Genomic DNA, 23,833 nt, shown 5'->3' with positions numbered 1-23,833 from the left:
CGGGATATTTTCAAACAGAAGAAGGGGCAGGGGAGCGCCCCTTTTTTCATGGCAAGCCGTCTGGAGACGTAACCCGTCAGAGGGTGCGCAGCCAGTCCTGCAGCGCCTCGGCAAGCTGGTCAGAAACACCGTCCCCCACCAGCTCGATGCGGCTCTGATCCGGGGTGAATCGCATTTCTATGCCAGCCGTCACCCGGGTCACGATCCGTTCACCCGCCGCCGTGGCCGGACCGGCGGAGCGCAGGCGGGGCCGCGTGGGCAGGTCGGGGTCGGTGGGCGGAGCAGGGGGGACCTGCCGCTCGGTCAGGGCCTCTGCCAGAATCCGCATCTCGGCCTCGGCACTGTCGCGGGGGCTGCCCTGCAGCCGCTTTTTCAGCGCATCGGCAAAACCCGGATCGCGGCCCATTTCACGCGCCAGTGCCAGACCCAGCTTTTCGCTGATGGCCGAAGGGAACCAGAGCACCGCGTCAAACGCCTCGACCAGCAGGATGAACGTGCCGATCTTTGAGCGTTTCGACCGCGTGGCATTGCCGAAGAGCCCCTGCAGCGCTGCCTTCTGAGTGGGATAGACCCCCTCCTTCATCGCCCGCACCGCGATGCGCGCGCGTTCGTAATGGCTGAGGTTCACCCGGATCTCGTTTTCCTCGACCATCGACACATAGGCATCCTGCGCGGTGTCCGGCGTGATCACCATCGCCCGCACGGTGCCGAATTTCGGGTCCGAGGTTTCCTTGTAAAGCCGCCGCAGCGCCGTCAGCCGCCGCCAGCCCGAGATCAGGCCGTGGCTGCAACCACCGGCAGGCGAGGGCAGGGCGACCACCTCGATGGGCATCTGCTGGCCGCGGGCGCGCAGGCTGTCCACCAGCGAGGCCATCTCGTCCTCGTTCTGCTCCAGACGGTCGCGCACCAGATGGCGCTCGTCGACCGCCTCAAGCGGCAGAAGCTCGATCATTCGGCCCTCGGTCCGGGCGCTCTGCAATTCCTGCGCCACCTCTTCCAGCGCTGCCGTGGCCGAGGCCTCACCTGCCACCTGCGCAATTGGCGCGGCACCCGCACCCAGAGGCATCGCCTTGGTCTCGGGCGCCCGCTGGCCAGAGGCGGGGCCGCTCAGATAGCTGGGCTGGGCCGGGGTCAGTCGTTTGCGTTTTGCCATCTCTGCTCTCCTCACCTGTCCCTTTGCGGGATCATTCCGCCGCCTGCTGCGCCGCCAGCTCATCCCGCCGCCACACACCCAGCAACAGGCGCTTGAAGGCGGCATAGGTGGCATCGAATGTTTCACGACCGCGCGCATAGGTCTCGCGGTTGAAATCGCGGTAATCGGCCTCGTAGATGCCGTTCACCTGTTCGCCCGCCTGCCCGATCAGCGCGGTGAAATCCTGCCGGTGCGGGGACAGTGTTTTGCCCAAATATGCCTGCATCAGAGCCGAAAGTTCGCCCTGCTGCGCCCCGTCATAGCGGGTGACCACCGCGCGCACCGCATCCCATTCGAACGCCATCTCGGGGCGGCCCAGGGCGCGGGCGGCGACATTCTCGCCCTCTTCGATGGACTGGAAGGTGGAATGCAGCATGTCGAAGAACCGGCCCGTGGAATCAAACTCCAGAAACGACGCCCCGAGCGGCACCAGCAGGATGTCCGAGGCCGCCAGCCCGTTGATGGTCAGATAGCCGAGGGCAGGGGGGGTGTCGATGAACACCAGATCGTAGCGGTCCAACACCCCATCCGCCTCGAGCCGGTCGGTCAGCGCATCCCACAGCTTCCAGCCGCGCGCCTGCATCCGCCAGACGGGGATCTGGAACTCGGCCCAGTAGAGGTTCAGCTGCGCGCCGATCAGGTCGATATTGGGCCAGTGGGTGGGCTGGATCACGTCGCTGGCGGTCATCTCCAGCGACGCGGTCAGCGCTTCGTCCAGCGGCTGGGGCGGATCGCCCCGGTCCATACGGCGCTGGTTCTCGATGCGCAGATATTCCGCATAGTGGCGGGCCAGAAGAGGGAAAGCGGTCTGCCACTCATCCTCGACCCGGCCGCCGAAGATCGAGGTCATCGAGCCCTGACTGTCGAGATCGACCACCAGCACCTTGTAGCCGTCGAGTGCTGCCGACATCGCCAGATGCGCCGCCGTGCTGGTCTTGCCCACGCCGCCTTTGAAATTGGCCACCGCCACCATCTTGGCGGGCTGACCGGCAGGGCGATAGGGCAGGTAGTTCTTGGCCTTCGACCCTTGCGCCCCGAAAAACGCGCGCAGCCGCAGTACCTCATCCAGCGTGAACCACTTGGCACCGCCCTCGGTCTCGGACTGGCCCTGCGGCAGTTCGGGGTTCTGCTTCAGCACGCGGCGGAAATGGGCCTGGGCCACGGGGATCAGATAGCGGGTGATTTCCCAGGTGGAGAACAGGCGCAGCGATTTGCGTCCTTTTTCATCCATGCCCCGGCTGGCCAGATCGGCCCGGCCCCGCGTACAGGCCTCGGCAATCTCGGCAAAGCCGCCAGTGCTTGTGGGTAAGTCCAGGTCCGCCAGTGCCGCATCGGGGTCGATGTTGAAATAAGGGGGGAGGGGAGTGCTGTCCTTGGCCATGATGAAAACCGCTCGATGTATTGTGTTTTCCTCATGATACCGAAAAACGCAGCACATGGAAGGAAAACGCGCACAAGAAGCGATTTTTCTCAGCAAATAAGGGGAATATCAGGGCCATCCTAGCGCATCCGTGGGATGTAAGCGATTTTTTATAGTGTTAGATTCGTGTTATTTACTGTTACGGGGATGTTCTGCTGTCCGCTTTTGCGTTGAAAAACAGGATATTGTGCGGATTTTTCGGTAAGCGCCCGACTCTGAAACCCCGAAGAAGCGATTCCGAACCCCCGCTCAGGCGACTCCGAACCCCCGTTGTGCGGGCATGTGGATAACTCTAGGGTAGGTGTCACTAAAACCACGAAAGAAAACGAGTCGGATACCGACCGCGAGAGGGCCATGGGCAGGGCAGTGACAGACGGGGCAGGGGGGCTTCTTCCCGACCGGACACGGCAGGGCGATTTCTTCCTCTGCGATATTTTCGATGCGATCCCCAAGGATGACCTCGCCAGCATGGAACATCCGCTGTTCTCGCTGGCGACGCGGCCCGACCGGCGCATTCTGGACTACCGGCATAACGGGGTGCAGATCACGGTGACGCCCTCGGTCAAGGGGCTGGCGACGATCCATGACAAGGACATCCTGATCTTTTGCATCAGCCAGCTGATGGCGGCGCTCAATGCTGGCCGCGCGGTCAGCCGGACGCTGCATCTGAAGGCGCATGATCTGCTGGTGGCCACCAATCGCGAAACCTCTGGTGACGCTTACCGGCGGCTGCGTGAGGCGTTCGAGCGGCTGGCGGGCACCCGCATCACCACCAATATCGTTACCGGCGAGCAGGAGACCACCACCGGCTTCGGCCTGATCGAACGCTGGGAGATCGTGCGGAAAACCCGGGGCGGGCGCATGGTCAGCGTGGCGGTAACGCTGTCGGACTGGCTCTATCGCGCGGTGCTGTCGAAATCGGTCCTGACGCTCAGCCGCGATTACTTCCGGCTGCGCAAACCGCTGGAACGGCGGATCTACGAGCTGGCGCGCAAACATTGCGGACGCCAGCCCGGTTGGACCGTTTCCGTGGACACGCTGTGCAAGAAATCCGGCAGCGCCTCGCCCCGCCGGGTGTTCCGCAAGATGCTGCGCGACATGATCGAGGCCGACCACCTGCCCGATTACGAGATGCGCGAGGAGCCGGGCGACCTGATCCGGTTCACCCCGCGCGCGGGCCTGATCGAACCGGACGCGCCGCCGCCCGTGCTGGGCTCGGAGGCGCTGGAGCAGGCGCGCCGCCTGATGCCGGGGGCGGATGTCTACGCGCTCGAGGCCGAGTGGCGCGGTGTCTGGGCCCGCTCAGGCGCGCCGCGGCTGCGCAAGCCGGATGCCGCCTTTCTGGGCTGGGTCAAGAAGCGGGCAGGGGGCTGAGGCCGGAGATGCGGGGGCTGTACTGGACCCGGTTTCGATCTAGGATCGCTGCGCGCCCCCCGTTTGGGCCGGTCCTGAAAGAGGCGGTTTGATCATGCAGGTGGATGACACCCCCTTGCCCGGTCTGCGGGTGCTGACCCCGCGCCGCATTGCCGATGCACGTGGGTTTTTCTGCGAAAGCTGGAACCAGAGGACATTGGCCGGGCACGGGATCGGGCTGGATTTCGTTCAGGACAACCAGTCGGTGTCCGACCGTGCGGGCACGTTGCGCGGGCTGCATTTCCAGGCGCCGCCCCATGCGCAGGCCAAGCTGGTGCGCTGTGGGCATGGCGCGCTTTTTGATGTGGCGGTCGATATCCGCAAGGGCTCACCCACTTATGGGCGCTGGTTCGGGATCGAGCTGAGCGCCGGGAACGGCCGGCAGTTGTTCATCCCTGCCGGGTTCCTGCACGGCTTCGTCACCCGGGCGCCGGGGACCGAGGCGCTTTACAAATGCTCGGCCGCTTATGCGCCCGATTGCGACGGTGCGGTGCGCTGGGACAGCTGCGGCATCGACTGGGGGCTGGGCGGCACTCCGGTGTTGAGCGAGAAAGACGCCGCCGCGCCGCCGCTGGCCGAGTTTGACAGCCCCTTTGTCTGGGAGGGCGCGCCATGAGGCTGTTGATCACCGGCGGGGCCGGGTTCATCGGATCGGCGTTGGTGCGGCAGGCGCTGCGGGCCGGGCACCAGGTCGTCACTGTGGATGCGCTGACTTATGCGGCCACGCGGGACAGCCTGGCCGAGGTGGAGGATCACCCCGAACACCGCTTTTTAGAGACTGATATTCGCGACCGCGCGGCAATGGATGCGGCCTTGGCGGCGCATCGTCCGCAGGCGATCCTGAACCTGGCTGCCGAATCCCATGTGGACCGTTCGATCGACGACCCCACCCCCTTCGTCGAGACCAATGTGACAGGCACCTTCACTCTGCTCGAGGCCGCGCGCGCCTATTGGGCCGGGCTGGGCAAGCCGCCGGAGTTCCGATTCCTGCAGGTCTCGACCGATGAGGTCTATGGCTCGCTGGACGGGGAGGGGACGTTCACCGAACACGCGCCTTATGCCCCCCGCTCGCCCTATTCCGCCTCGAAGGCGGGGGGCGATCATCTGGTGCAGGCCTGGGCCGAGACCTATGGGCTGCCGGTGATGATCAGCCATGGTTCGAACACCTACGGGCCGCGCCAGTTTCCCGAAAAGCTGATCCCGGTGGTGATCATGGCGGCGTTGGCGGGGCGGCCGATCCCGGTCTACGGGCAGGGCGAGAACCGGCGCGAGTGGCTTTATGTCGAGGATCATGCCGAGGCGCTGCTGCAGCTGGCGCAGAAGGGCCGGGCGGGGCGTAGCTACAATATCGGCGGCGGGCAGGAGGCGCGCAATATCGATCTGGTGCGCCAAATCTGCGCCATCCTCGACGAGCTTCGCCCGGGGCCCGCGCCTTATGCGGAGCAAATCCGTTTTGTCACCGACCGACCCGGTCATGACCTACGCTATGCGCTCGACACCACGCGCTTGCGGCAGGAACTGGGCTGGCAGCCGCGCGTGGCACTGGACGAGGGGCTCAAGCGCACGGTGGGATGGTATCTCGACAATACCGGCTGGTGGCAGGCGCTGCTGGGCCGCGATGGGGTCGGCGAACGGCTGGGGGCCGGGTAATGCGAAGCGTTCTTCCTCTTGCTGCAAATATCCCCGCCGGAGGCATCGAAATTCGGCTTTCCGACGGAAAGCCGAGCCTCCGGCGGGCGTATTTTTTGCAAGAAGAAGTGGGGGAGGGGGGCGCATGACCCTGTTGGTGTTCGGGCGGACCGGTCAGCTGGCGCAGGCGTTGGCGGCGCAGGCGCAGGTGACATGCCTTGGGCGCGACCGGGCCGATCTGTCCGATCCGACGGCCTGTGTCGCGGCGATCCGGGTGATCAAACCCCGGGCGGTGATCAACGCCGCCGCCTATACCGCCGTCGACCGGGCCGAGGCGGAAGAGGCGCAGGCGATAGTGGTCAATGCCGAAACCCCCGGGGCGATGGCACAGGAATGCGCGCGGCTTGGAGTGCCGTTTGTCTCGGTGTCGACCGATTACGTCTTTGACGGCAGCGGTGCGGCGCCGTGGGGGCCCGGGGACCGCCCCGCCCCGCTCAACGCCTATGGCCGCTCCAAACTGGCCGGTGAGCGGGCGGTGGCCGGGGCAGGGGGCGCCTGGGCGGTGATCCGCACCGCTTGGGTATTTTCCGGGCAGGACGGCAATTTCGTCACCACCCTGCTGGCCCGCGCGCGGGAGCGCGAGCGCCTGGCAGTGGTGGATGACCAGATCGGCGGGCCGACCCCGGCGCGGGCGCTGGCGGCGGCCTGTCTGGCGGTGGCTGACCAGCTAGCCGGCGATTCGGGCAAGGCGGGGCTTTATCATTTCGCGGGCACCCCGGAGGTGAGCCGGGCCGGGTTTGCCCGCGAGATCGTGGCGCAGGCGGGGCTGGCCTGCGAGATCGAGGATGTGCCCTCATCCCATTATCCCGCCCCGGCACGGCGGCCGTTGAATTCCCGCCTCGACTGCACCGCGTTTACCGCCACCTTCGGTCTGGCCCGCCCCGACTGGCGGCAGGACCTGCGTATCCTGTTGCAGGAGAGAGGAGAGGCCGCATGACCGGAGAGGATACCGCGCGCAAGGGGATCATTCTGGCCGGAGGGCAGAATACAAGGCTCTATCCCGTGACTTTGGCGGTCTCGAAGCAGTTGCTGCCGGTCTATGACAAGCCGATGATCTATTACCCCCTGTCGGTGCTGATGCTGGCGGGCATCCGCGAGATCTGCGTGATCACCACGCCGCGGGATCGGGCGCAGTTCGAGAACACCCTGGGCGATGGCAGCCAGTGGGGGGTGCGGCTGAGCTATCTGACGCAGCCCAGCCCCGACGGGCTGGCGCAGGCCTATCTGCTGGCCGAAGAATTCCTTGCGGGCAGCCCCTCGGCGCTGGTGCTGGGGGACAACCTGTTTTTCGGGCAGGGGTTGCAGCAGATGCTGGCGGCGGCGGATGCGCGGGACCCGGGCGGCACCGTCTTCGGCTACCGCGCCGCTGATCCGCGGCGCTATGGCGTGCTGGATTTCGATGCCCAAGGCCGGGCCCGCGGGATCGTCGAAAAGCCCGAACACCCGCCCTCGGATTACGCGGTGACGGGGCTGTATTTCCTGGACGGCAGCGCGCCCGGGCGGGCGCGGCAGATCCGCCCCTCGGCCCGGGGCGAGCTGGAGATCACCGATCTGTTGCAGCTTTATCTCGACGATGGGCTGCTGACGGTCGAAACCCTGGGGCGGGGCCATGCCTGGTTCGATGTGGGCACGCCTTCGGCGCTGCTGGATGCGGGCAATTTCGTGCGCACGCTGGAGGCGCGGCAGGGGTTGCAGATCGGCTGTCTGGAAGAGATCGCCCATGCGCGCGGCTGGATCGATGCCGACCGGCTGCGGGCGCAGGCGCGGATCTTTGCCCATAACGATTACGGTGCGTATCTGGAGGGGCTGCTCAGATGAAAATCCTGTTCGTGCATCAGAACATGCCCGGCCAATACCGCGAACTGATCCAGTGGCTGGCGGCGCAGGGCGGGCATGAGCTGGTGTTTCTGACCCAGCGCACCCCGGCACCCGAGATACCGGGCGTCACATCGGTGGTCTACCGTGCCCACCATACCCCGGCCGCGGATGCTTACGGGTTGTCGAAGGTCTGGGAAGAGGCCGCCGGCGCCGGTTTCGGCGCGGCGATGGCGGCGCGGCGGCTGGACCGGGACGAGGGGTTCCGTCCGGATCTGGTGCTGGGCCATACCGGCTGGGGCGAGCTGCTGTTTTTCAAGGATATCTGGCCGGATGTGCCGGTGCTGGGGTTCTTTGAATATTTCTACCGGATGAAGGGCGGTCTGGTCGGGTTCGACCCCGCTGATCCGCCCTCGGATCACGCGCCGTTCCTGATGCGGGCACGCAATACGGTGCCGTATGCCAATTTCGACGCGGTGGATCTGGGGCAGGTGCCGACCGAATGGCAGAAGGGCACCTTTCCGGCGCATTTTCACTCGAAATTCTACACCTGCCATGACGGCATCCGCACCGATTTGCTGCGCCCGGATCCGGAGGTGACGCTGGGCCTGTCCCGGCTGGAGCGGCCGGTGACGCGGCAGGACGAGGTGTTCACCTACATGGCCCGTAACCTCGAACATTCCCGCGGGTTCCACATCTTCATGCGCGCCCTGCCCAAGATCCTGTCGGCCCGGCCCAATGCGCGGGTGCTGGTGCTGGGCGGCAACGAAGTCTCATACGGGTCGCCCAGCAAGCATCCGGGCGGGCTGCGCGGTGAGATGGAGGCCGAGGTCGGCGCCGAGATCGACTGGGACAGGGTGCATTTCCTGGGCCGGGTGCCCTATTCGGATTTCTGCAAGGTGGTGCAGCTGAGCCGCTGCCATATCTACCTGACCATGCCCTTCGTGCTCAGCTGGTCGCTGCTCGAGGCGATGGCGATGCAGGCCACGGTGGTCAGCTCGGACGTGGCGCCGGTGCGCGAGGTGGTCACCCATGGCGAGACCGGGATGCTGGTGGATTTCTTCGACGTGGACAGGCTGGCCGCGCAGGTGATCGAGGTGCTGACCGACCCGGGCGGTTTTGCCCATCTGGGCCGGGCGGCGCGGGCGCATGTGGTGGAGAAATACGATTTCCTCAGCCGCTGCCTGCCCGAGCATGTGGCGCGGATGAACAGCCTGGTTCCGGCGGCGCGCCGGATCGTGCTGCCGGACCAGAAGGTGGGGGCCGGTCTTATTCCACCAGATTCTGCGTCGCGTTGAAGACGCCGACGAAGTTGCCGACGATGTTCGATACGGTCAGCACATCGTTGATCGGGGCCTCGGTGGCGATGATCAGGTCATCGGGGTTGATCTGGAACTTGCGCGCCGAAAAGATCCCGTCGGCGGTGTTGAGGTTGACCGAGAACACCACCCGCGTCTGTTGCGGCCCGCTTGTATCCGCCCGCACCGCCGAAGACGGGTATTCGCGCAGGATCAGCAGCCCGCCGGGATCGGCCTTGCTGTCCTGCAGCCCGCCCATGATAGACACCGCATCCATGGCCGAGACCTCGTCCTTGCTGAAGATATGCAGCGCTTCGGTTCCGGCGGCCCCGAAGGACAGGAAATAGCGCTCATCCTCTTCGACAAAGACCTGATCGCCGCCCCTGAGCAGTGTGTTGAGGCGCGGATTGTTCAGCAGCCGATCTACGGATGTTCCATAAAGCTGGCCACCTCGAATCAGCCGAATCTGCGGGTTGTTGAGGCCTGCGTTGATGCCGCCGCCCGCGGAAATGAGACCCAAAACCGTATAATTCCGGTTCGGCATCGGATAGGTGCCGGGCTGGGCCACACCGCTGACCAGATCGACCGAGTTGTTGCGCCCCTCGGCCATGTTGAGCTGGAGCTGCGCCGAGGGCACGATCGCCTCGAGCGCCGATTGCAGCTCTTCCCGGGCCAGATCCGGGGTCAGGCCGATGACGCTGATGCTGCCCACATAGGGCATGAAGATGGTGCCGTTCGAGGCCACCTTGACCTCTTGCAGCTGCACGTCCTTTTCATCGAGGGCGGTCAGCAGAGAATTGTCGGAACTGTCCCAGATGCGCAGCGACAGCAGGTCGCCGGGCTGGATGATCTGGGTCTTGGCGCCCTGGCTGGTGCCGATCCAGCGCAGGTTCTCCTGCTTGCCGGTGGGGGGCCAGTGGCTCACGGCGGGCAAAAAGGCGCGGGTGACCGGGTAAAGCGCGAAATCCGGGCTTTCGGCGCTGGCCTGTTTCAGGATGTCCCGGCTGACCGGGGCGCCCCCGGGCAGGTTGCTGCACCCTGCCATGAGCGAGACAACGCTCATGGCGACGTATATGTGAGACAGTAAGCGCATATATGGAGGGTCCAGTTGCGAAACGGCTTGGTTTTTTCGTCGTCGCAAGATACTGCCCAAGAACACTCGGTCAACCGGAACAAGAATATAGATGGGAATTTCGGAAACTTTGGTTCTTGGCGCAACGGGGCGTCTGGGCGAGGTTCTGCGCAAACGCTGGCCTGACGGATCGGCGCGCTGGCAGGCCCGCCGCCCGCAGCCCGGCCCCGGCTGGTATGTGCTGGATCCACTCTCCGAACCCGGGGCACTGACGCGCGCAGCTTCCGGTTGCGGCACCATCCTGTGCCTGGCCGGTGCGGTGCCGGGCCGCAGCGACGAAATGGAAGACAATCGCCGCCTGGCCATCGCCGCGGTCCGGGCCGGTGCGTCGGCCGGGGTGCGGGTTCTGCTGGCCTCGTCGGCGGCGGTCTATGGCGCCCGCCCGGGGATACTGACCGAGGAAACACCCCCGGCGCCGGTGGCGGAATATGGCCGCTCGAAAGCGGTGATGGAGGAACAGGCGGTCGCCCTGGCCGAGGCCCTGGGTGTGTCGGTGACCTGCCTGAGGATCGGCAACGTGGCGGGCAGCGACGCGATCCTGGGCGGCTGGCAGCCGGGTTTCAAGCTGGACCGCTTTCCCGATGGCAGCACCCCGCGCCGCAGCTATATCGGCCCGGTGACGCTGGCCCGGGTCCTGTGGGATCTGGTGCATACACCCGAACTGCCCAAAGTGATGAACCTGGCCGCGCCCGGCGCGGTCGAGATGGGCGCGCTCCTGGATGCCGCCGGTCTGGAATGGACCCCGCGCCCCGCCCCCGAAAGCGCCATCGCCGAGGTGCGCCTGTCCACCACGCGGCTTGAGGACGTGAACCCGTTCGGGGAAACCGACAGCCATCCGGAAACCATTGTCAGGGAGTGGCAGGACGTTCGGGCATGACCTGGAGCAAACGTCTGTTCGACCTGTTCTTCGCCGCGCTTCTGGTGGTGATCCTGGGCCCGGTTCTGCTGGGCCTTCTGCTGTGGCTGCTGCTGAAAGAGGGCCGCCCGATCTTTTACGTGGCCGAGCGGATGAAGGGCGTGGATAAGCCCTTTTCCCTGTGGAAGCTGCGCACCATGACCGTGGTCGACACCGACAGCGGCGTCTCGGGCGGCGACAAGAGTGCGCGGATCACCCGCACCGGGGCCTGGCTGCGGTCAAAACGGCTGGACGAGTTTCCGCAGCTCTGGAACATCCTCAAGGGGGATCTGAGTTTTGTCGGCCCGCGCCCGCCCCTGCGCCAATATGTCGAGCAGAACCCCGAGCTTTACGCCCAGGTGCTGAAATCGCGGCCCGGGGTCACCGGGCTGGCCTCGATCACCTATCACAAACACGAGGCGGCGCTGTTGTCGCGCTGCCGCACGCGCGAAGAAACCGACGCGGTCTATTCCCGCGTCTGCGTGCCCGCCAAGGCGCGGCTGGATCTGATCTATCAGAAACACCAGTGCATGTGCTATGATTTCGACCTGGTATTTCAGACGATCGGCAATTTGTTTCGCCGGAACCGGGGGTAATGACCGGTTTTCCGCCGGGGGGAAAAATCCAGAGCCGGTAACATTGATTCATATATCGTTTCGCGCCTATTACGGGAAACCAGGTTCAGGGGCTGACACAGCAAAGAGTTGGATTTGAGAGCATCATGACACGCAAGGTTACCAAGGCGATTTTCCCGGTTGCGGGGCTGGGCACACGGTTTCTGCCGGCCACCAAATCGGTCCCGAAAGAGATCATGACCCTGGTCGACCGTCCCCTGGTGCAATACGCCATCGACGAGGCCCGCGCCGCCGGGATCAAGGAGTTCATCTTTGTCACCTCGCGCGGCAAGGGCGCGCTCGAGGATTATTTCGACCACAACCTGACCCTCGAGCAGGAGCTTCGGAAAAAGGGCAAGGACGAGCTGCTGGAAACACTCGAGTCCACCAACATGGAATCGGGTGCCATCGCCTATATCCGCCAGCACCGGGCGCTGGGGCTGGGGCATGCGGTCTGGTGCGCGCGCCGGCTGATTGCCAACGAGCCCTTTGCGGTGATGCTGCCCGATGACGTGATCGCCGCCGAACAGCCCTGCCTGCAGCAGATGGTCGAGGCCTATGAGGAAACCGGCGGCAACATGGTCGCCGCGATGGAAGTGCCCCCCGAAAAGGCCAGCTCTTACGGTGTGCTCGACGTGGCGCAGGACATGGGATCGGTCGTTTCGGTCAAGGGCATGGTGGAAAAGCCCAAACAGGAAGAAGCGCCCTCGAATCTGGCGGTGATCGGCCGCTATATCCTGGCCCCGTCGGTGCTGCGCAATCTCAGCCGGATGAAATCGGGCGCCGGCGGCGAGATCCAGCTGACCGACGCGATCGCCGAGGATATCGGCAGCGACAACCCGGTCTATGGCTACCGCTTCCGCGGCCAGCGTTTCGATTGCGGCTCAAAAGCGGGATTCCTGCAGGCCACCGTGGCCTTTGCCCTGGCCCGCGACGATCTGCGCGACGATCTGAGTTCTTATCTCCAGCAGGTTCTTCAGAGCGCGCAGGCGGCCCAGTAACGCCGGGCCCGCAAGCTTCATGTCTTTTCAAGAGGTTCACTAAAGCGTTTCGGGAAATACCTGACACATCGTTGATCGCCAATATCCCGAGAGCGCGAAGCGCGGCAGGGTATTGGTGATTCAAGTTTTTCCCGAAACGCTATAAGGCAACAGTGGCGGCTTTTTGCCGGGTGTGCATTGGCCCCGTCTCGGGATTTGCGGTAGAGGTGAAACGGTCCTTTTCAACCTGTGGCAGGGATGCGTTCCGGCGCCGGTCACGGACATAAGGGCCATGGACGTGTCACGAGGGACAGCCTCCGGATGTATGAATTTCTCAGCGCTCTGAGCCGCAAGCAGAAGGCGCGCATCTTTCTGGCCATCGATCTCGGCCTGATCCCGGTGGCGTTGTTCTTTACCTATACGGTGCAGTCGCTGCCCACCGGGCCGCTGGACACGCTGGCCATGACGCTGCCGGTGCTGCCCTATCTGGTGGCGGTGGCCGGGGGGCTGTCGCTGTGGCTGGGGCTGCCGCAGATCCAGCTGGTCTCGTTCGAACGCCACGCGGTGGGGCTGGCGGCGGTGCTGGCGCTGGGGCTGGCCGGGGCCTCGGCCCTGCTGACCGGGCTGATGGGGCCGGACCTGCCGCCGGGCACCCATGTGATGTTCGGCATCATCTATTTCCTGCTCATGGTGGCGGCGCGGGTCGTGATGTACCAGACCGTGACCATGATCTACCGCCGGGCACAGCCGAACCGGCGGGTGCTGATCTACGGCGCGGGTGCCACCGGCACCCAGCTGGCCAAGGCGCTCAAGGCACATCAGAGCATCGATCCGCTGGCCTTTGTCGACGACAACACCTCGCTGCAGGGGATGCGGCTTGAGGGGTTGCAGGTCTTCCCGCCCGCCCGCATCGCCGAGATCGTGGCGGACCGTGACATCAAGCGGGTGCTGCTGGCGATGCCGTCGCAGAGCCAGCCGAAACAGGCTCAGATCATCAAGCGGCTGCAGAAGCTGGGGCTTGAGGTGCAGGCACTGCCCAGCTTCGCACAACTCGTCGGGGAAGAGGCGCTGGTGGACAAGCTGACCCCGGTGGCACCGCAAAACTTCCTGGGCCGCGAGGCGCGCGACGTGACGCTGGACCGGGCCTGCGGCAGCTATGCGAGCCGGGTGGTTCTGGTCTCGGGCGCGGGCGGCTCGATCGGCTCCGAGCTGTGCCGGCAGGTGCTGGCCTGCCGCCCGGCCAGGCTGGTGCTTTATGAGCTTTCCGAACTGGCGCTTTACAACGTGCATCAGGAGCTGGAACAGCTGACCGAAGGCACCGGCGTCGAGGTGGTGCCGGTGCTGGGCTCGGTCACCGATCCGCGTCAGGTGCGCAAGGTGCTAACCGAACATGGCGTGCAGGTGGTGCTGCACGCTGCCGCCTACAAACATGTGCCGTTGGTCGAGGCCAACCCGCTGCCGGGGCTGGCCAACAATGTCTTCGGCACCCAGACGCTGGCGCATGAGGCCGCCCGGGCCGGGGTGGAACGGTTCATCCTGATTTCCTCGGACAAGGCGGTGCGCCCGACCAATGTGATGGGCGCCTCCAAACGGATGGCCGAGCTGGTGGTGCAGGATCTGGCCACGCGGCACGCGCAGACAGTCTTTACCATGGTCCGGTTCGGCAATGTGCTGGGATCAAGCGGTTCCGTGGTGCCGCTGTTTCAGGACCAGATCAGCCGCGGCGGCCCGGTCACCGTGACCGATCCGGCGGTCAAACGCTATTTCATGACCATCCGCGAGGCGGTGCAGCTGGTGCTGACCGCAGGCGCCGAGGCCAGGGGCGGCGAGGTCTTTGTGCTGGATATGGGCGAGCCGGTGCCGATCCTGCAACTGGCCCGCCAGGTGATCCAGAGCGCGGGCTATACCGTGCGGGATGCCGACACCCCCGATGGCGATATCGCCATCGAGATCATCGGCCTGCGCCCCGGCGAGAAGATGGAAGAGGAACTGACGCTGACCGGCGATCTGACCGGCACCCGCCATCCCAAGATCTTCTGCGCGCAGGAAGAGCGGCTCTCCGAGATCGAGGTGGCCACGCTGCTGCGCGGGCTGCGCCATGCGCTGGCCGCCAGCGATGAAGAGGATGCGCGCCGGATGGTCCGCCGCTGGGTCGAGGGCTATACCGACACGCCGCAGGCCGGTATCCGCTGACGCCCGGCAGGACAGCCACAGGTGGCCGGAATGTGGACCCGGGGCCCGGCGAAACCGCTTGGATGCCCGACAAAAACGGGGGATAAGGCATGTGGCCCGATTGCCCAAAACAGTTTGCGAGCAGGAAAATGCATCCTTTGACCCGTCTCTTGTCTCCGGTTTTTCGCCCCGAACGGCCCTTGCGATCGCGCATCGGAACGGCCTGCGCCGTGGCTCTGCTGGCCACCGGGTCCGCGCAGGCGCAGGATGAGGACGGGCTGAGCCTTTATCTGGGCGGCATCACCGACCCCTATCTGGGGCTGAGCGAGCAATATGGCAATCTCGCCTTCAACTCGGCCGCCATCCGCTACCGGCAGCAGTTTGGCCAGCTCACCTTCGATGTCACCGCAGCCGAGCTGCAGCACGGGCGCGACAGCACCATTCCGCGCTATGAGCTGTCCTACAGCTTTGCGGGCGACACCTGGGAGGTTGGCGTTGCCAAGCGGCTGCGCAACTGGGGCCCGTCGCGCTACAGCTCGCTGTTTCTGTCGCGCAACGCGCCGGCGATGCATTCGGCCTATATCGCCAAGACCGAAGCCACTGCCTTTGACGTGCCGGTTCTGGAATGGCTGGGCCCCTGGGACGGCGAGTTCTTTGTCGGCACCACCGATGACGCGGGCCAGCCAAGTGATGCGCTTTTCATGGGAATGCGGTTTGCCTTTCAGCCGGTCACCGGGCTGGAGATCGAACTGGTCCGCACCGCGCAATGGGGCGGCGACGGGTTCTCGAACAGTCTGGGCACCTTCTGGGACGTGCTGATCGGCAACACCAATGAAGGGCCCGCCGCCAACGCCAACCAGCTGGCGGGGCTGGGCCTGTCCTACAGCTTCCCGATCTACGACAACACCCTGCGCCTTTACGGCCAGATCGCGGGCGAGGACGAATCCGGCAACCTGCCGTCCTGCCGGTTCTACATGGCCGGGGTCGAGCTTGAGACCCGCCTGTTTGGCGCCCCCACCAATGTCACCGTGGAAACGGTGGACACCCGGACCAACGAGTCCGCAGCCGGCTTCTGCGGACCGAACGAGGCCTATAACAACAGTGTCTATTCCTACGCCAACAAGGGTGTGGTCATGGGGGCCGCCGTGGACACGCAGGGGCAGTCGACCAACCTTTATGTCAGCCACGAGTTTGCCGATTTCACCCTGAACTGGAGCGCCGGGCATTACCTGGTCAACGACACTTCGGACCCGAACCACCGGCTCAGCTCGACCCGGACCAGCGGTATGCTGGCCACCGTCGGCATCTCCAAGCAGTTCGACCGCATCCGGGTGGACGGGATCATCGCGCATCAGGGGTTCGAACTGGATCGCGCGGAGATGAAAGAGGGGCTGCGCGCCGGTGTCGGCCTGACCGTCTCGTTCTGAAAAGGGCACTGACATCATGACGACCGTTCATCCCGTCATTCTCTGTGGTGGCTCGGGCACAAGGCTGTGGCCGCTGTCGCGCAAGAGCTATCCCAAGCAATTCGTGCCGCTGGTGGGCGACGAGACGCTGTTTCAGGCCTGCGCCGAACGGATGCGCGGGCCCGATGACGCGCCCTATGCGCCGCCGATGGTGCTGACCAACGCCGCCTTCCGCTTCATCGTGACCGAACAGCTGGCCGCCGCCGGGATCGATCCCGGCCCGGTGCTGATCGAGCCCGAGGGCCGCAACACCGCCCCCGCGGTTCTGGCCGCGGCGCTGCATCTGGCCGCCACCGATCCGGATGCGGTGATGCTGGTCGCACCCTCGGACCACGTGGTGCCGGATGCCGCCGCCTTTCACGCCGCCGTGGCCGAAGGAGTCCGCGCCACCCGTGAGCAGGGCGACCTGATCACCTTTGGCATCACTCCCGACCGGGCCGAAACCGGCTATGGCTATCTGCAGCTCAGCGCCCGCCCCGATGGCTCGGGCACGGCGCAAAAGCTCAGCCGTTTCGTCGAAAAACCCCATTTAGAGACGGCTGAGGCGATGTCGGCCGATGGCAGCTACCTGTGGAATTCGGGGATTTTCCTCTTTGCCGTGCGCGATGTCCTCGCCGCGTTCGAGGCCCACGCACCGGCGCTGATGGCGCCGGTGCGGGCGGCTGTCGAACAGGCTGAGACCGATCTGGGCTTTCTGCGGCTCGATCCCGCTGCCTGGGGCGGGGCCGAAGATATCTCGATCGATTATGCGGTGATGGAAAAGGCCGCCAATCTCAGCGTCGTGCCTTATTCGGCGGGCTGGTCCGATCTGGGCAGCTGGTCGGCGGTGCAGGAGCTGAGCCACCCGGACGCGGACGGTGTCGCCGCCTCGGGCGAGGTGACGGCGCTTGAGTGCCGCAATGTGCTGTTGCGCTCGGAATCCGGTGCCCAGGAGCTGGTGGCGATGGGGCTTGAGAACATGATCGCCGTGGCGATGCCGGACGCGGTGCTGGTGGCCAGTATGGACAAGGCGCAGGACGTTAAACAGGCGGTCACCGCGCTGAAGGCCAAGGGCGCCAAACAGGCCGAGGCGCTGCCGGTGGATCACCGCCCCTGGGGCTGGTTCGAAAGCCTGGTGGTCGGCGAGCGGTTCCAGGTCAAACGCATCCATGTCCATCCCGGCGCCGCCCTCAGCCTGCAAAGCCATCACCACCGGTCCGAACACTGGATCGTGGTCGAGGGCACGGCGAAGGTGACGGTGGATGACGAGGTGCGGCTGGTGACCGAGAACCAGTCGGTCTACATCCCGCTGGGCGCGGTGCATCGGATGGAAAACCCCGGCAAGGTGCCGATGGTGCTGATCGAGGTGCAGACCGGATCCTATCTGGGTGAAGACGACATCATCCGCTACGAGGATGTATACGCCCGAAAATAGGCTCTAATATGGACGATTTTTGGGAAAATTTTTACATAACACAGATTACAAGGCGCGCATCTGTTGCGACCAAGTAGCAATGCCTCAGTTGCCGCGGAATGGTAGCGCAGCCGCGGCGCGCCATTCGGCCCCGAGCGCATGGACATCCGCCCCGGCATCAGGCGGCGATCAAGCTGCGGGACTGTCAGCACGGTCACGCGGACCGGCATCGATCTGCCCAGCCAACTGCCCCAAGGGGCCTATTTAACGGAAAACCGCTCCACCCCGAATTGCAAACGACCCCAATCGGCTCTCCTCCACCGCTCTGGGACTATGATAAGTTATCTTGTTGCGGTGGAACCGAAAAAAAGCCAAAGACGGCCTCAGTACCACAACCCCGGGAAGGGTAGTTCGAATGCAGTTCCGACCGGAATATCTCGAGGGCGAGATTAAAGATATCTCGTATATCTATGAGACGGCATTCCCGCAGCATCAGATCCGGTTGCACCTGCACAAACATGACGGGCCGGTTCCCGAACGGGCAAAGGTGGTTATGGAAGACATGACCCTCAAGGCACAGGATCTGGATGCAGATTACCTGGGACTTAGGATTGCCGGAAAAGCGACACCAGAGGCACCCGTTGTCAGCGTGCATGCCTGGGTCGCGCGGCAGGCGATGGCAGAAGAGCTGGAAACGCATGATGAGGGCGGCATCATGCGGAGCTGGAAAACCCGTGCCCTGTACCGCTTGTCGCCCTATCTTCTCGAGAACCTCAAATACCGCCTGGAAAAATGGTGGGAAGCCAAGCATTTCCATGATGAATCCTGGGAGAACATGCCGCGGGCCAAGGACGCATTCCTACCCGATCCGAAAGCGTATGGCCCGCTTGGTTGTGATAAGAAACCGGCAATCCTGATCGGCTTTCACTGGCTGGAACATGGCGGGGCCGAGAAACTGGCCTTCGACACGGTTCAGTGGGCGTTGAGGGCTGGACTGCGGGTTTTTGTGATCAGCCAGCTCGACGGGCTACAGCGTCTGCACGGCAGGTTGCCGGAAGAGGTCCGGTTTGTGCGCATCGATCGCTATCTGCCCGAGGAAAAGATCGCGGTCTTTCTGCGCAACTTTGTGCTGCGTGAAAACATACGGCTGATCCACAACCATCATTGCGTGCCGCTTTACCAAAGCCTGCCGACGATCAAGGCGGTAGTGCCTGATGTCAAAATCATCAGTTCCACCCATATTCTGGAATACGAGAATGGCGGTTTCGTTCGGCTGGATGGAATCTGGTCCGATTTCATCGATCTTCACCACGTGATCAGTGGTGATCTCGTGACGCTGTTTCAGCAGAAATTCCATGCCCGTGACAGGGTGGTTCTGGGACGCCTCCTGGATGGCAGGGATGCGCCTGCATCGGCCCCGGATTTTCCGGCATCGCTGTCCGGCAAGCCCCTTACGGTCGCCTTTATCGGGCGCATGGTGCATCAGAAACGCCCGGTTCTGCTGGCCATGATGATGAAGGCCCTCAAACGCTGGGCTGGTGGTGCGGGTATTTCTCTGAGTTTCCAGATCGTGGGCGAAGGGCCTTATCTGCCGCATTTCTCGAAACTGCTGTCCCGCTATGGGCTGTCGGAGATGACGGTACTGCATCCCGCGAGTTCCGATGTTCCGGCGATCCTCAGGGCGTCCGACATCATGCTGCTGCCCTCGGCCAATGAAGGGCTGGCGCTGGTTTGCTATGAAGCGATCGAGAATGGTGCTGTGCCGATCTCCAGCAATGTGGGGGCGCAGTCCGAACTGATACCGCCCGAACTGCTTTTGGACCGTGCCCCGGGCACGGCCATCCGCCAGGTTGTCGGGATCGTGGAAAAGCTCACAACCGATGCGGGGTTCTATCAGGACGCCGTGGCATCGCTCAAAACACGATATGAGGCAATTTCGGCAGAACCCACCGCGCGCGAGGTTCTCATGCCGATCTACCGCCAGGCAGTCGGAGAAGCTGAAGAATGACACAAGGCGCCGAAGACGCGAGGTCGCTCGCTGCGGTCATCGTGACATACAACCGTTCGGACAAGCTCAGGAAGGTGCTTGATGCCGTACTCGCGCAGACCCGGAAATTCGACAAGATCTATGTGGTCGACAATGCCTCGACGGATGGCACGCCCGAGGTGGTTGCCTCGTACACCGACCCGAGCGTCGTTCATGTGCGCCTGCCCAGGAATGCCGGTGGGGCCGGCGGGTTTCACAAGGGCATTCGTACCGCCTATGAGGCGGGACATGACTATTTCTGGATTTCGGATGACGATGCCTATCCGCAGCCGGATGCCCTTGAGCTTTTGCTGAAGAACCTCGAGAGCTTCGATGCCGAGACCAAGTGGCGGGCGCCTTTTGCCTGTTCGCGGGTAAACTGGGTGGATGGCTCGCTATGCGAGATGAATGTCCCCAACCCGGTCTGGGACTGGCCGCGTTGGTATCGCAAGGACAACGCACAGTTTCTGGTCCGGTCCTGTTCATTTGTGTCGGTTCTGGTGGCGCGGTGGGCGGTCAAGGCACATGGCCTGCCGATTCAGGACTATTTCATCTGGCATGATGACGTGGAATACACGATGCGGTTGGCGCGCTCTTATCCCGGTCTCTATTGTCCGGATTCGATCGTGATCCACGACACCCCCGAGAACAAGGGGGTCAATTTCGCGCTGGTCACCGAAGAGAACCTGTGGAAGTTCAAATTTGGTGCCCGCAACGAGGCGTCGCGCCAGTTGCGGGATCGGGGAAAATACGGCTATCTGGCCTTTGCGCATCACATCCGCCAGCAGATGAAAGGCGGCAAGGTTCCCTGGCGTCTGCGCCGGCAGATCTACCGTTCGCTTCTGCGCGGCTATTTGTTTCGGCCCGGGATCGTGAAGGTATGAGACACAGGGCCACATCCGCGTGGTTCAGATGCACGCGGCGTTGAAGCGGATCATAAGGGCGATGGGGATGTGGATTTCGGTGGTTTAACGCTTCTAGACCGCCCATGTCTGCGGATCACCTCCAACCATGGCGGCCCGGGACAGAACCGTTACGTATCTATTCCACATCCTGATAGTAGGACAAAAGCAATTGGTGCAGCCGTGCGTCATTGGCGCTTCTGTTCAGAACCAGTTCACGGATGTGGGATGGAACTTCGGCCGAGGTCTTCACCCCCACATTCTGACTGTGCTCCGTCATCTTGCGAAGACCGTGCGATCGCGACAGATGGGCGAGTGAGGCCGGCATGTTCTCGGTCACCCCAAGAAAACTGTAATGGGCCGTCAGCTTTTCCAAGGCATCTTCAAAGGACGGTACGGGCCCGACGAGCTGGGTTAACTGCACATCCAGCGGCAATACTTCCGCATATTCTTGCAGCGTTGGATAACGCTCCTTGAACTCGGCGTTTCTGGGGTGTTTCTCGGAACAGTTATAATTGTAGTTCGACACGAAACGCTCAAGCGGATCCCGTAACACGCTGATGGCCCGAATTGGCAATGCGTTGTTGCGCCAGACCAGCATGTCACCCCAGTTGAAATGCCCGGCAATGACCTGCCGTTGTGGCGACAGGGTCCGCTGATAGAGAGCCTGTCTCGTTTCCTGCCCCAATGATCCACGGGGATTTTCCCAGTGCACTCCACGAAACTGGTCAAAGGCCTTCCGAAGACTCTTGCCGAACGACATACCGGCAGTCTTGGGGATATGAACAAAAAGCAAAATGTCATTGGGGTCGCGGAAGGTATCCGGAGCCACCATTTTGGGGTGGAATCTGGCCCGAAAGTTCCGCTCTGCATCCATTCGATCCGGGAACTGCAATGGCGTCTCGGTCATCTTGCTTGTCCATTTGAGCATGAATGCAAACCCACCCGGAGAATATGTTGATACTGTTGGTCGGGGTCCATGTTCCAAGGCAGAACACCAGTGGGTTAACTGACGGCAATGTGATGCGAAGTCAAGATAGCTTCCGGTTTGGGTCTAACAGGCCCGAAGCTGCGAAAACAGGCGCCTTTCGATACCCCGGCGCGTCATCCGGGTGTTCGGTACAAGCATCTGTCACCCCGGTGAATTCTGCTCGTGCCACAAGGAGGGAACCGTGGCGATGAGTGGGCAGTTGGACGACAACATCCCCCTGCCCGGCCTTGGCCATTTCAAGCGAACGGCCCTCCAGATCAGCGGCACCGCACCTCGCCGAGATCGGCTTTGCCCCGGTCCTCGTGCGCACATCGCACAACGGGAAACATGCGCAGGAAATCTATGCCTTTTTCACGCGCACCTGGAATGCCTCTACCTCTGCCCCGCTATGCTTCTTTCTCTTGTATGTATGGATCTTCGCCTCGCAACCATGTTCTGAAAAGTCAAACAGAACATCGTTTTGAAGATTCCAAATCCTGATACAACCTTCAGAATGCGGTTCCAGATTCCACTTGTGGAAACCATGATAGTTTTGGTTTTCGGCTTCATTGCTGTAGTGCTCAAACTGAGCAGCTCCGCCGCTGCGTAACGCTTTGCAAATCTGATCGAATGCCGATGCCGGATCGTAGCTGTGATCAATCGAGTTCTGCGCGAGAATGAAATCGAAGCGATCTTCCCCGAAAATTGTCGCAGTTTGCTCGGCAACGCCAAAAACCAGGTTGTACTGCCGCTCGATTCCGAACAAATCCATAAGCCTGTTATACCCGGTCGCCAGGGGATCTGCCGCCGTCACGTGCACAGTCTGATTGCCAAAATTCCTGCCAATGGCCGGGAACAATGCGCAGCCGATGTCCAGAACCTCAATATCCCTTGGCCCACCGTCAAGCTGGTCGCCATAAGCGAAATCATGCTTCAACAGGAACTTTTCCAGGAACACGGCTTTCTCTGGAGATCTGGTGCGCTTTGCAAGGATATTCCACCAAAACCTCAACTCGTCGAGAATGCCCGACTTCCACTCTTCTGTGCCGACATTATGCTGTGCGCAGTCATTCAAAACGGCATCCGTCAACATGCTCAGAGAGCCGGTCACCGATTCCTCGTATGCCCGCAGTTGAAAAATGCGCCCTTTGGGAATCACGACATGGTTTGCACGCCCAGCCAGTTTTCGCAGGCCCTTGATAACGCTATCCTTGTAGAAGCGATTATTCATACGCACCATCCGGTTTCCATTTGTCCATCGTTTCCTCAATGTCGGTTATCTGCACGCGATTTCGCCGGCTCCACCGCAAAGCACCACTCGTCTTTTGGAACCATGCAGACACTCGACCGCCCATTTGGCCCAAGCAGTACGCGCTAAGAAGATGTTTCACAAGCACCAAAGGGGCGAGAGAGCAGGTCGCAGCCGAGGCATTTGCGTGGCGTTGAACTGAGGCGGTTGCAGGAGCAGTAAGTGGCTTATTTTACTGTGAAACCCATCCGAACATTGGAGAGTGGCTCACCATGGGCTGGTTCCCGATATCCCTGCCGCCGAGGGCCGGGCGTAACCGCAAGCGCAGCCTGCACCTCGTCAAGGAAGACCGCGAATGGGAAGAAATCAGACCTTGTTCCGGACGGATGCTTCAGACGAACAGAAAATCATCGCTATCCAACTGGTCCGGGGTAATGCCCTCCAGAAATACGCTACCGCCTCCGGTGTCAATCAAGGTTCCGGAACCGTCCAGAGAGATTTGCAGGGCCTCAAAATTCTGGCCGGGAATCTCGATGTGGATCAGATCCTCCCCCGGGGTGAAATCCATTATCCGGTCGTTTCCATGCGCTGACGCGAAAACAAAAACATCGGCGCCATCGCCGCCCCACAACTCGTCCTGATCCCCTTCCCCGGCCAGAACGTCATTCCCATCTCCGCCAACAAGCGTATCGTTGCCGTACCAGCCACGGAGCACGTCGTTCCCGTTCTCGCCCCGCTGGATATCGTTGCCCATGCCCCCCCAAAGCGTGTCCGAACCCTCCCCGCCGGACAGGTCGTCATGGCCAAACTGGCCGCTCAATATGTCGTCCTCGCCGCCGCCCGACAGCGTGTCATCACCATTCCCGCCCGAAAGCGTATCGGCACCATCGCCGCCCCACAGCACGTCCTGATCCCCTTCCCCGGCCAGAACGTCATTCCCATCTCCGCCAAAAAGCGTGTCGTTGCCGTACCAGCCCCGCAGCACATCGTCCCCGTTCTCGCCCCGCTGGATGTCGTTGCCCATGCCTCCCCAAAGCGTGTCCGCACCCTCCCCGCCGGACAGGTCGTCATGGCCAAACTGGCCGCTCAATATGTCGTCCTCGCCGCCGCCCGACAGCGTGTCATCACCATTCCCGCCCTGCAGAAAATCGGCGCCCTGCTCGCCGGACAGTGCATCCGCGCCATCCCCGCCCGAAAGCGTATCGGC

General features: G+C 63.0%; 20 protein-coding genes. 14 read left to right on the top strand and 6 right to left on the bottom strand.

Annotated features, from left to right (window positions below; translation table 11 throughout):
• Positions 1-76 precede the first annotated feature (76 nt).
• Positions 77-1,153: a ParB N-terminal domain-containing protein gene (locus GOX53_RS24100; protein WP_171180959.1), complete on the bottom strand. Its 1,077-nt coding sequence runs from the start codon at positions 1,151-1,153 to the stop codon at positions 77-79.
• A 31-nt stretch (positions 1,154-1,184) separates the two neighbouring features.
• Positions 1,185-2,573 (bottom strand): AAA family ATPase, encoded by a 1,389-nt coding sequence (locus tag GOX53_RS24095; RefSeq protein WP_171180957.1) that lies wholly within the window; start codon positions 2,571-2,573, stop codon positions 1,185-1,187.
• Positions 2,574-2,966: 393 nt separating this feature from the next.
• Between GOX53_RS24095 and GOX53_RS24090 the strand changes: the two genes are divergently transcribed.
• From GOX53_RS24090 to GOX53_RS24065, 6 genes are all read left to right on the top strand, one after another.
• Positions 2,967-3,986 carry a replication initiator protein A gene (locus tag GOX53_RS24090; protein ID WP_171180955.1) on the top strand — a complete coding sequence of 340 codons (1,020 nt, stop codon included), beginning with the start codon at positions 2,967-2,969 and terminating at the stop codon, positions 3,984-3,986.
• Between the two features lie 94 nt (positions 3,987-4,080).
• A complete protein-coding gene (gene rfbC, locus GOX53_RS24085; RefSeq protein ID WP_171180954.1) occupies positions 4,081-4,641 on the top strand; it encodes a dTDP-4-dehydrorhamnose 3,5-epimerase in 561 nt (186 codons plus the stop codon).
• Positions 4,638-5,675: a dTDP-glucose 4,6-dehydratase gene (rfbB, locus tag GOX53_RS24080; RefSeq protein WP_171180953.1), complete on the top strand. Its 1,038-nt coding sequence runs from the start codon at positions 4,638-4,640 to the stop codon at positions 5,673-5,675. Before rfbC ends, rfbB begins: the two co-directional genes overlap by 4 nt.
• A 124-nt stretch (positions 5,676-5,799) precedes the next feature.
• Complete coding sequence (rfbD, locus tag GOX53_RS24075) at positions 5,800-6,651, top strand: dTDP-4-dehydrorhamnose reductase (protein ID WP_171180952.1); 852 nt, start codon at positions 5,800-5,802, stop codon at positions 6,649-6,651.
• Positions 6,648-7,532: a glucose-1-phosphate thymidylyltransferase RfbA gene (rfbA, locus tag GOX53_RS24070; RefSeq protein ID WP_171180951.1), complete on the top strand. Its 885-nt coding sequence runs from the start codon at positions 6,648-6,650 to the stop codon at positions 7,530-7,532. The genes rfbD and rfbA overlap by 4 nt, the downstream gene beginning before the upstream one ends.
• Complete coding sequence (locus GOX53_RS24065; RefSeq protein ID WP_171180950.1) at positions 7,529-8,827, top strand: glycosyltransferase family 4 protein; 1,299 nt, start codon at positions 7,529-7,531, stop codon at positions 8,825-8,827. The genes rfbA and GOX53_RS24065 overlap by 4 nt, the downstream gene beginning before the upstream one ends.
• Here GOX53_RS24065 and GOX53_RS24060 read toward each other — a convergent pair.
• Positions 8,799-9,920 carry a polysaccharide biosynthesis/export family protein gene (locus GOX53_RS24060; protein ID WP_171180949.1) on the bottom strand — a complete coding sequence of 374 codons (1,122 nt, stop codon included), beginning with the start codon at positions 9,918-9,920 and terminating at the stop codon, positions 8,799-8,801. The two genes, GOX53_RS24065 and GOX53_RS24060, sit on opposite strands and share 29 nt — an antisense overlap.
• Positions 9,921-10,011: 91 nt before the next feature.
• On the opposite strand from GOX53_RS24060, the gene GOX53_RS24055 reads away from it, so the two are divergent.
• The 8 genes from GOX53_RS24055 (at position 10,012) to GOX53_RS24020 (ending at position 20,389) form a co-directional block, all read left to right on the top strand.
• Positions 10,012-10,836, top strand: coding sequence for an NAD(P)-dependent oxidoreductase (locus GOX53_RS24055; protein ID WP_171180947.1), 825 nt, complete (start codon positions 10,012-10,014; stop codon positions 10,834-10,836).
• Positions 10,833-11,450, top strand: a complete 618-nt coding sequence (locus GOX53_RS24050; RefSeq protein ID WP_171180945.1) for a sugar transferase — start codon at positions 10,833-10,835, stop codon at positions 11,448-11,450. The genes GOX53_RS24055 and GOX53_RS24050 overlap by 4 nt, the downstream gene beginning before the upstream one ends.
• Positions 11,451-11,575: 125 nt before the next feature.
• The gene (gene galU, locus GOX53_RS24045) at positions 11,576-12,469 is read left to right on the top strand and encodes a UTP--glucose-1-phosphate uridylyltransferase GalU (protein WP_171180943.1); all 894 of its coding nucleotides are present in this window, start codon (positions 11,576-11,578) and stop codon (positions 12,467-12,469) included.
• A gap of 300 nt (positions 12,470-12,769) precedes the next feature.
• The gene (locus GOX53_RS24040; RefSeq protein WP_171180941.1) at positions 12,770-14,641 is read left to right on the top strand and encodes a nucleoside-diphosphate sugar epimerase/dehydratase; all 1,872 of its coding nucleotides are present in this window, start codon (positions 12,770-12,772) and stop codon (positions 14,639-14,641) included.
• Positions 14,642-14,769: 128 nt separating this feature from the next.
• Complete coding sequence (locus GOX53_RS24035; protein ID WP_171180939.1) at positions 14,770-16,047, top strand: capsule assembly Wzi family protein; 1,278 nt, start codon at positions 14,770-14,772, stop codon at positions 16,045-16,047.
• Between the two features lie 16 nt (positions 16,048-16,063).
• Positions 16,064-17,500 carry a mannose-1-phosphate guanylyltransferase/mannose-6-phosphate isomerase gene (locus GOX53_RS24030; RefSeq protein ID WP_171180937.1) on the top strand — a complete coding sequence of 479 codons (1,437 nt, stop codon included), beginning with the start codon at positions 16,064-16,066 and terminating at the stop codon, positions 17,498-17,500.
• A 394-nt stretch (positions 17,501-17,894) separates the two neighbouring features.
• Positions 17,895-19,487 carry a glycosyltransferase gene (locus GOX53_RS24025; protein WP_171180935.1) on the top strand — a complete coding sequence of 531 codons (1,593 nt, stop codon included), beginning with the start codon at positions 17,895-17,897 and terminating at the stop codon, positions 19,485-19,487.
• Positions 19,484-20,389 carry a glycosyltransferase family 2 protein gene (locus GOX53_RS24020; protein WP_171180933.1) on the top strand — a complete coding sequence of 302 codons (906 nt, stop codon included), beginning with the start codon at positions 19,484-19,486 and terminating at the stop codon, positions 20,387-20,389. Before GOX53_RS24025 ends, GOX53_RS24020 begins: the two co-directional genes overlap by 4 nt.
• 157 nt (positions 20,390-20,546) lie before the next feature.
• On the opposite strand, the gene GOX53_RS24015 is transcribed toward GOX53_RS24020, so the two are convergent.
• From GOX53_RS24015 to GOX53_RS24005, 3 genes are all read right to left on the bottom strand, one after another.
• The gene (locus tag GOX53_RS24015; RefSeq protein WP_171180930.1) at positions 20,547-21,317 is read right to left on the bottom strand and encodes a sulfotransferase family 2 domain-containing protein; all 771 of its coding nucleotides are present in this window, start codon (positions 21,315-21,317) and stop codon (positions 20,547-20,549) included.
• A gap of 421 nt (positions 21,318-21,738) precedes the next feature.
• Complete coding sequence (locus tag GOX53_RS24010) at positions 21,739-22,608, bottom strand: bifunctional 2-polyprenyl-6-hydroxyphenol methylase/3-demethylubiquinol 3-O-methyltransferase UbiG (protein ID WP_171180928.1); 870 nt, start codon at positions 22,606-22,608, stop codon at positions 21,739-21,741.
• A 409-nt stretch (positions 22,609-23,017) separates the two neighbouring features.
• A partial coding sequence (locus GOX53_RS24005) for a calcium-binding protein (protein ID WP_171180926.1) occupies positions 23,018-23,833 on the bottom strand: 816 nt, incomplete at its 5' end.

It is taken from the genome of Ruegeria sp. HKCCD8929 (genome assembly GCF_013031405.1).
Taxonomy (GTDB): domain Bacteria; phylum Pseudomonadota; class Alphaproteobacteria; order Rhodobacterales; family Rhodobacteraceae; genus Ruegeria.
This window is presented reverse-complemented; position numbering and strand designations above follow the sequence as displayed.

Coding starts and splice junctions, on each gene's coding strand:
- GOX53_RS24100 (WP_171180959.1), bottom strand. CDS start 1,153: ATGGCAAAACGCAAACGACTGACCCCGGCCCAGCCCAGCTATCTGAGC.
- GOX53_RS24095 (WP_171180957.1), bottom strand. CDS start 2,573: ATGGCCAAGGACAGCACTCCCCTCCCCCCTTATTTCAACATCGACCCC.
- GOX53_RS24090 (WP_171180955.1), top strand. CDS start 2,967: ATGGGCAGGGCAGTGACAGACGGGGCAGGGGGGCTTCTTCCCGACCGG.
- rfbC (WP_171180954.1), top strand. CDS start 4,081: ATGCAGGTGGATGACACCCCCTTGCCCGGTCTGCGGGTGCTGACCCCG.
- rfbB (WP_171180953.1), top strand. CDS start 4,638: ATGAGGCTGTTGATCACCGGCGGGGCCGGGTTCATCGGATCGGCGTTG.
- rfbD (WP_171180952.1), top strand. CDS start 5,800: ATGACCCTGTTGGTGTTCGGGCGGACCGGTCAGCTGGCGCAGGCGTTG.
- rfbA (WP_171180951.1), top strand. CDS start 6,648: ATGACCGGAGAGGATACCGCGCGCAAGGGGATCATTCTGGCCGGAGGG.
- GOX53_RS24065 (WP_171180950.1), top strand. CDS start 7,529: ATGAAAATCCTGTTCGTGCATCAGAACATGCCCGGCCAATACCGCGAA.
- GOX53_RS24060 (WP_171180949.1), bottom strand. CDS start 9,920: ATGCGCTTACTGTCTCACATATACGTCGCCATGAGCGTTGTCTCGCTC.
- GOX53_RS24055 (WP_171180947.1), top strand. CDS start 10,012: ATGGGAATTTCGGAAACTTTGGTTCTTGGCGCAACGGGGCGTCTGGGC.
- GOX53_RS24050 (WP_171180945.1), top strand. CDS start 10,833: ATGACCTGGAGCAAACGTCTGTTCGACCTGTTCTTCGCCGCGCTTCTG.
- galU (WP_171180943.1), top strand. CDS start 11,576: ATGACACGCAAGGTTACCAAGGCGATTTTCCCGGTTGCGGGGCTGGGC.
- GOX53_RS24040 (WP_171180941.1), top strand. CDS start 12,770: ATGTATGAATTTCTCAGCGCTCTGAGCCGCAAGCAGAAGGCGCGCATC.
- GOX53_RS24035 (WP_171180939.1), top strand. CDS start 14,770: ATGCATCCTTTGACCCGTCTCTTGTCTCCGGTTTTTCGCCCCGAACGG.
- GOX53_RS24030 (WP_171180937.1), top strand. CDS start 16,064: ATGACGACCGTTCATCCCGTCATTCTCTGTGGTGGCTCGGGCACAAGG.
- GOX53_RS24025 (WP_171180935.1), top strand. CDS start 17,895: ATGCAGTTCCGACCGGAATATCTCGAGGGCGAGATTAAAGATATCTCG.
- GOX53_RS24020 (WP_171180933.1), top strand. CDS start 19,484: ATGACACAAGGCGCCGAAGACGCGAGGTCGCTCGCTGCGGTCATCGTG.
- GOX53_RS24015 (WP_171180930.1), bottom strand. CDS start 21,317: ATGACCGAGACGCCATTGCAGTTCCCGGATCGAATGGATGCAGAGCGG.
- GOX53_RS24010 (WP_171180928.1), bottom strand. CDS start 22,608: ATGAATAATCGCTTCTACAAGGATAGCGTTATCAAGGGCCTGCGAAAA.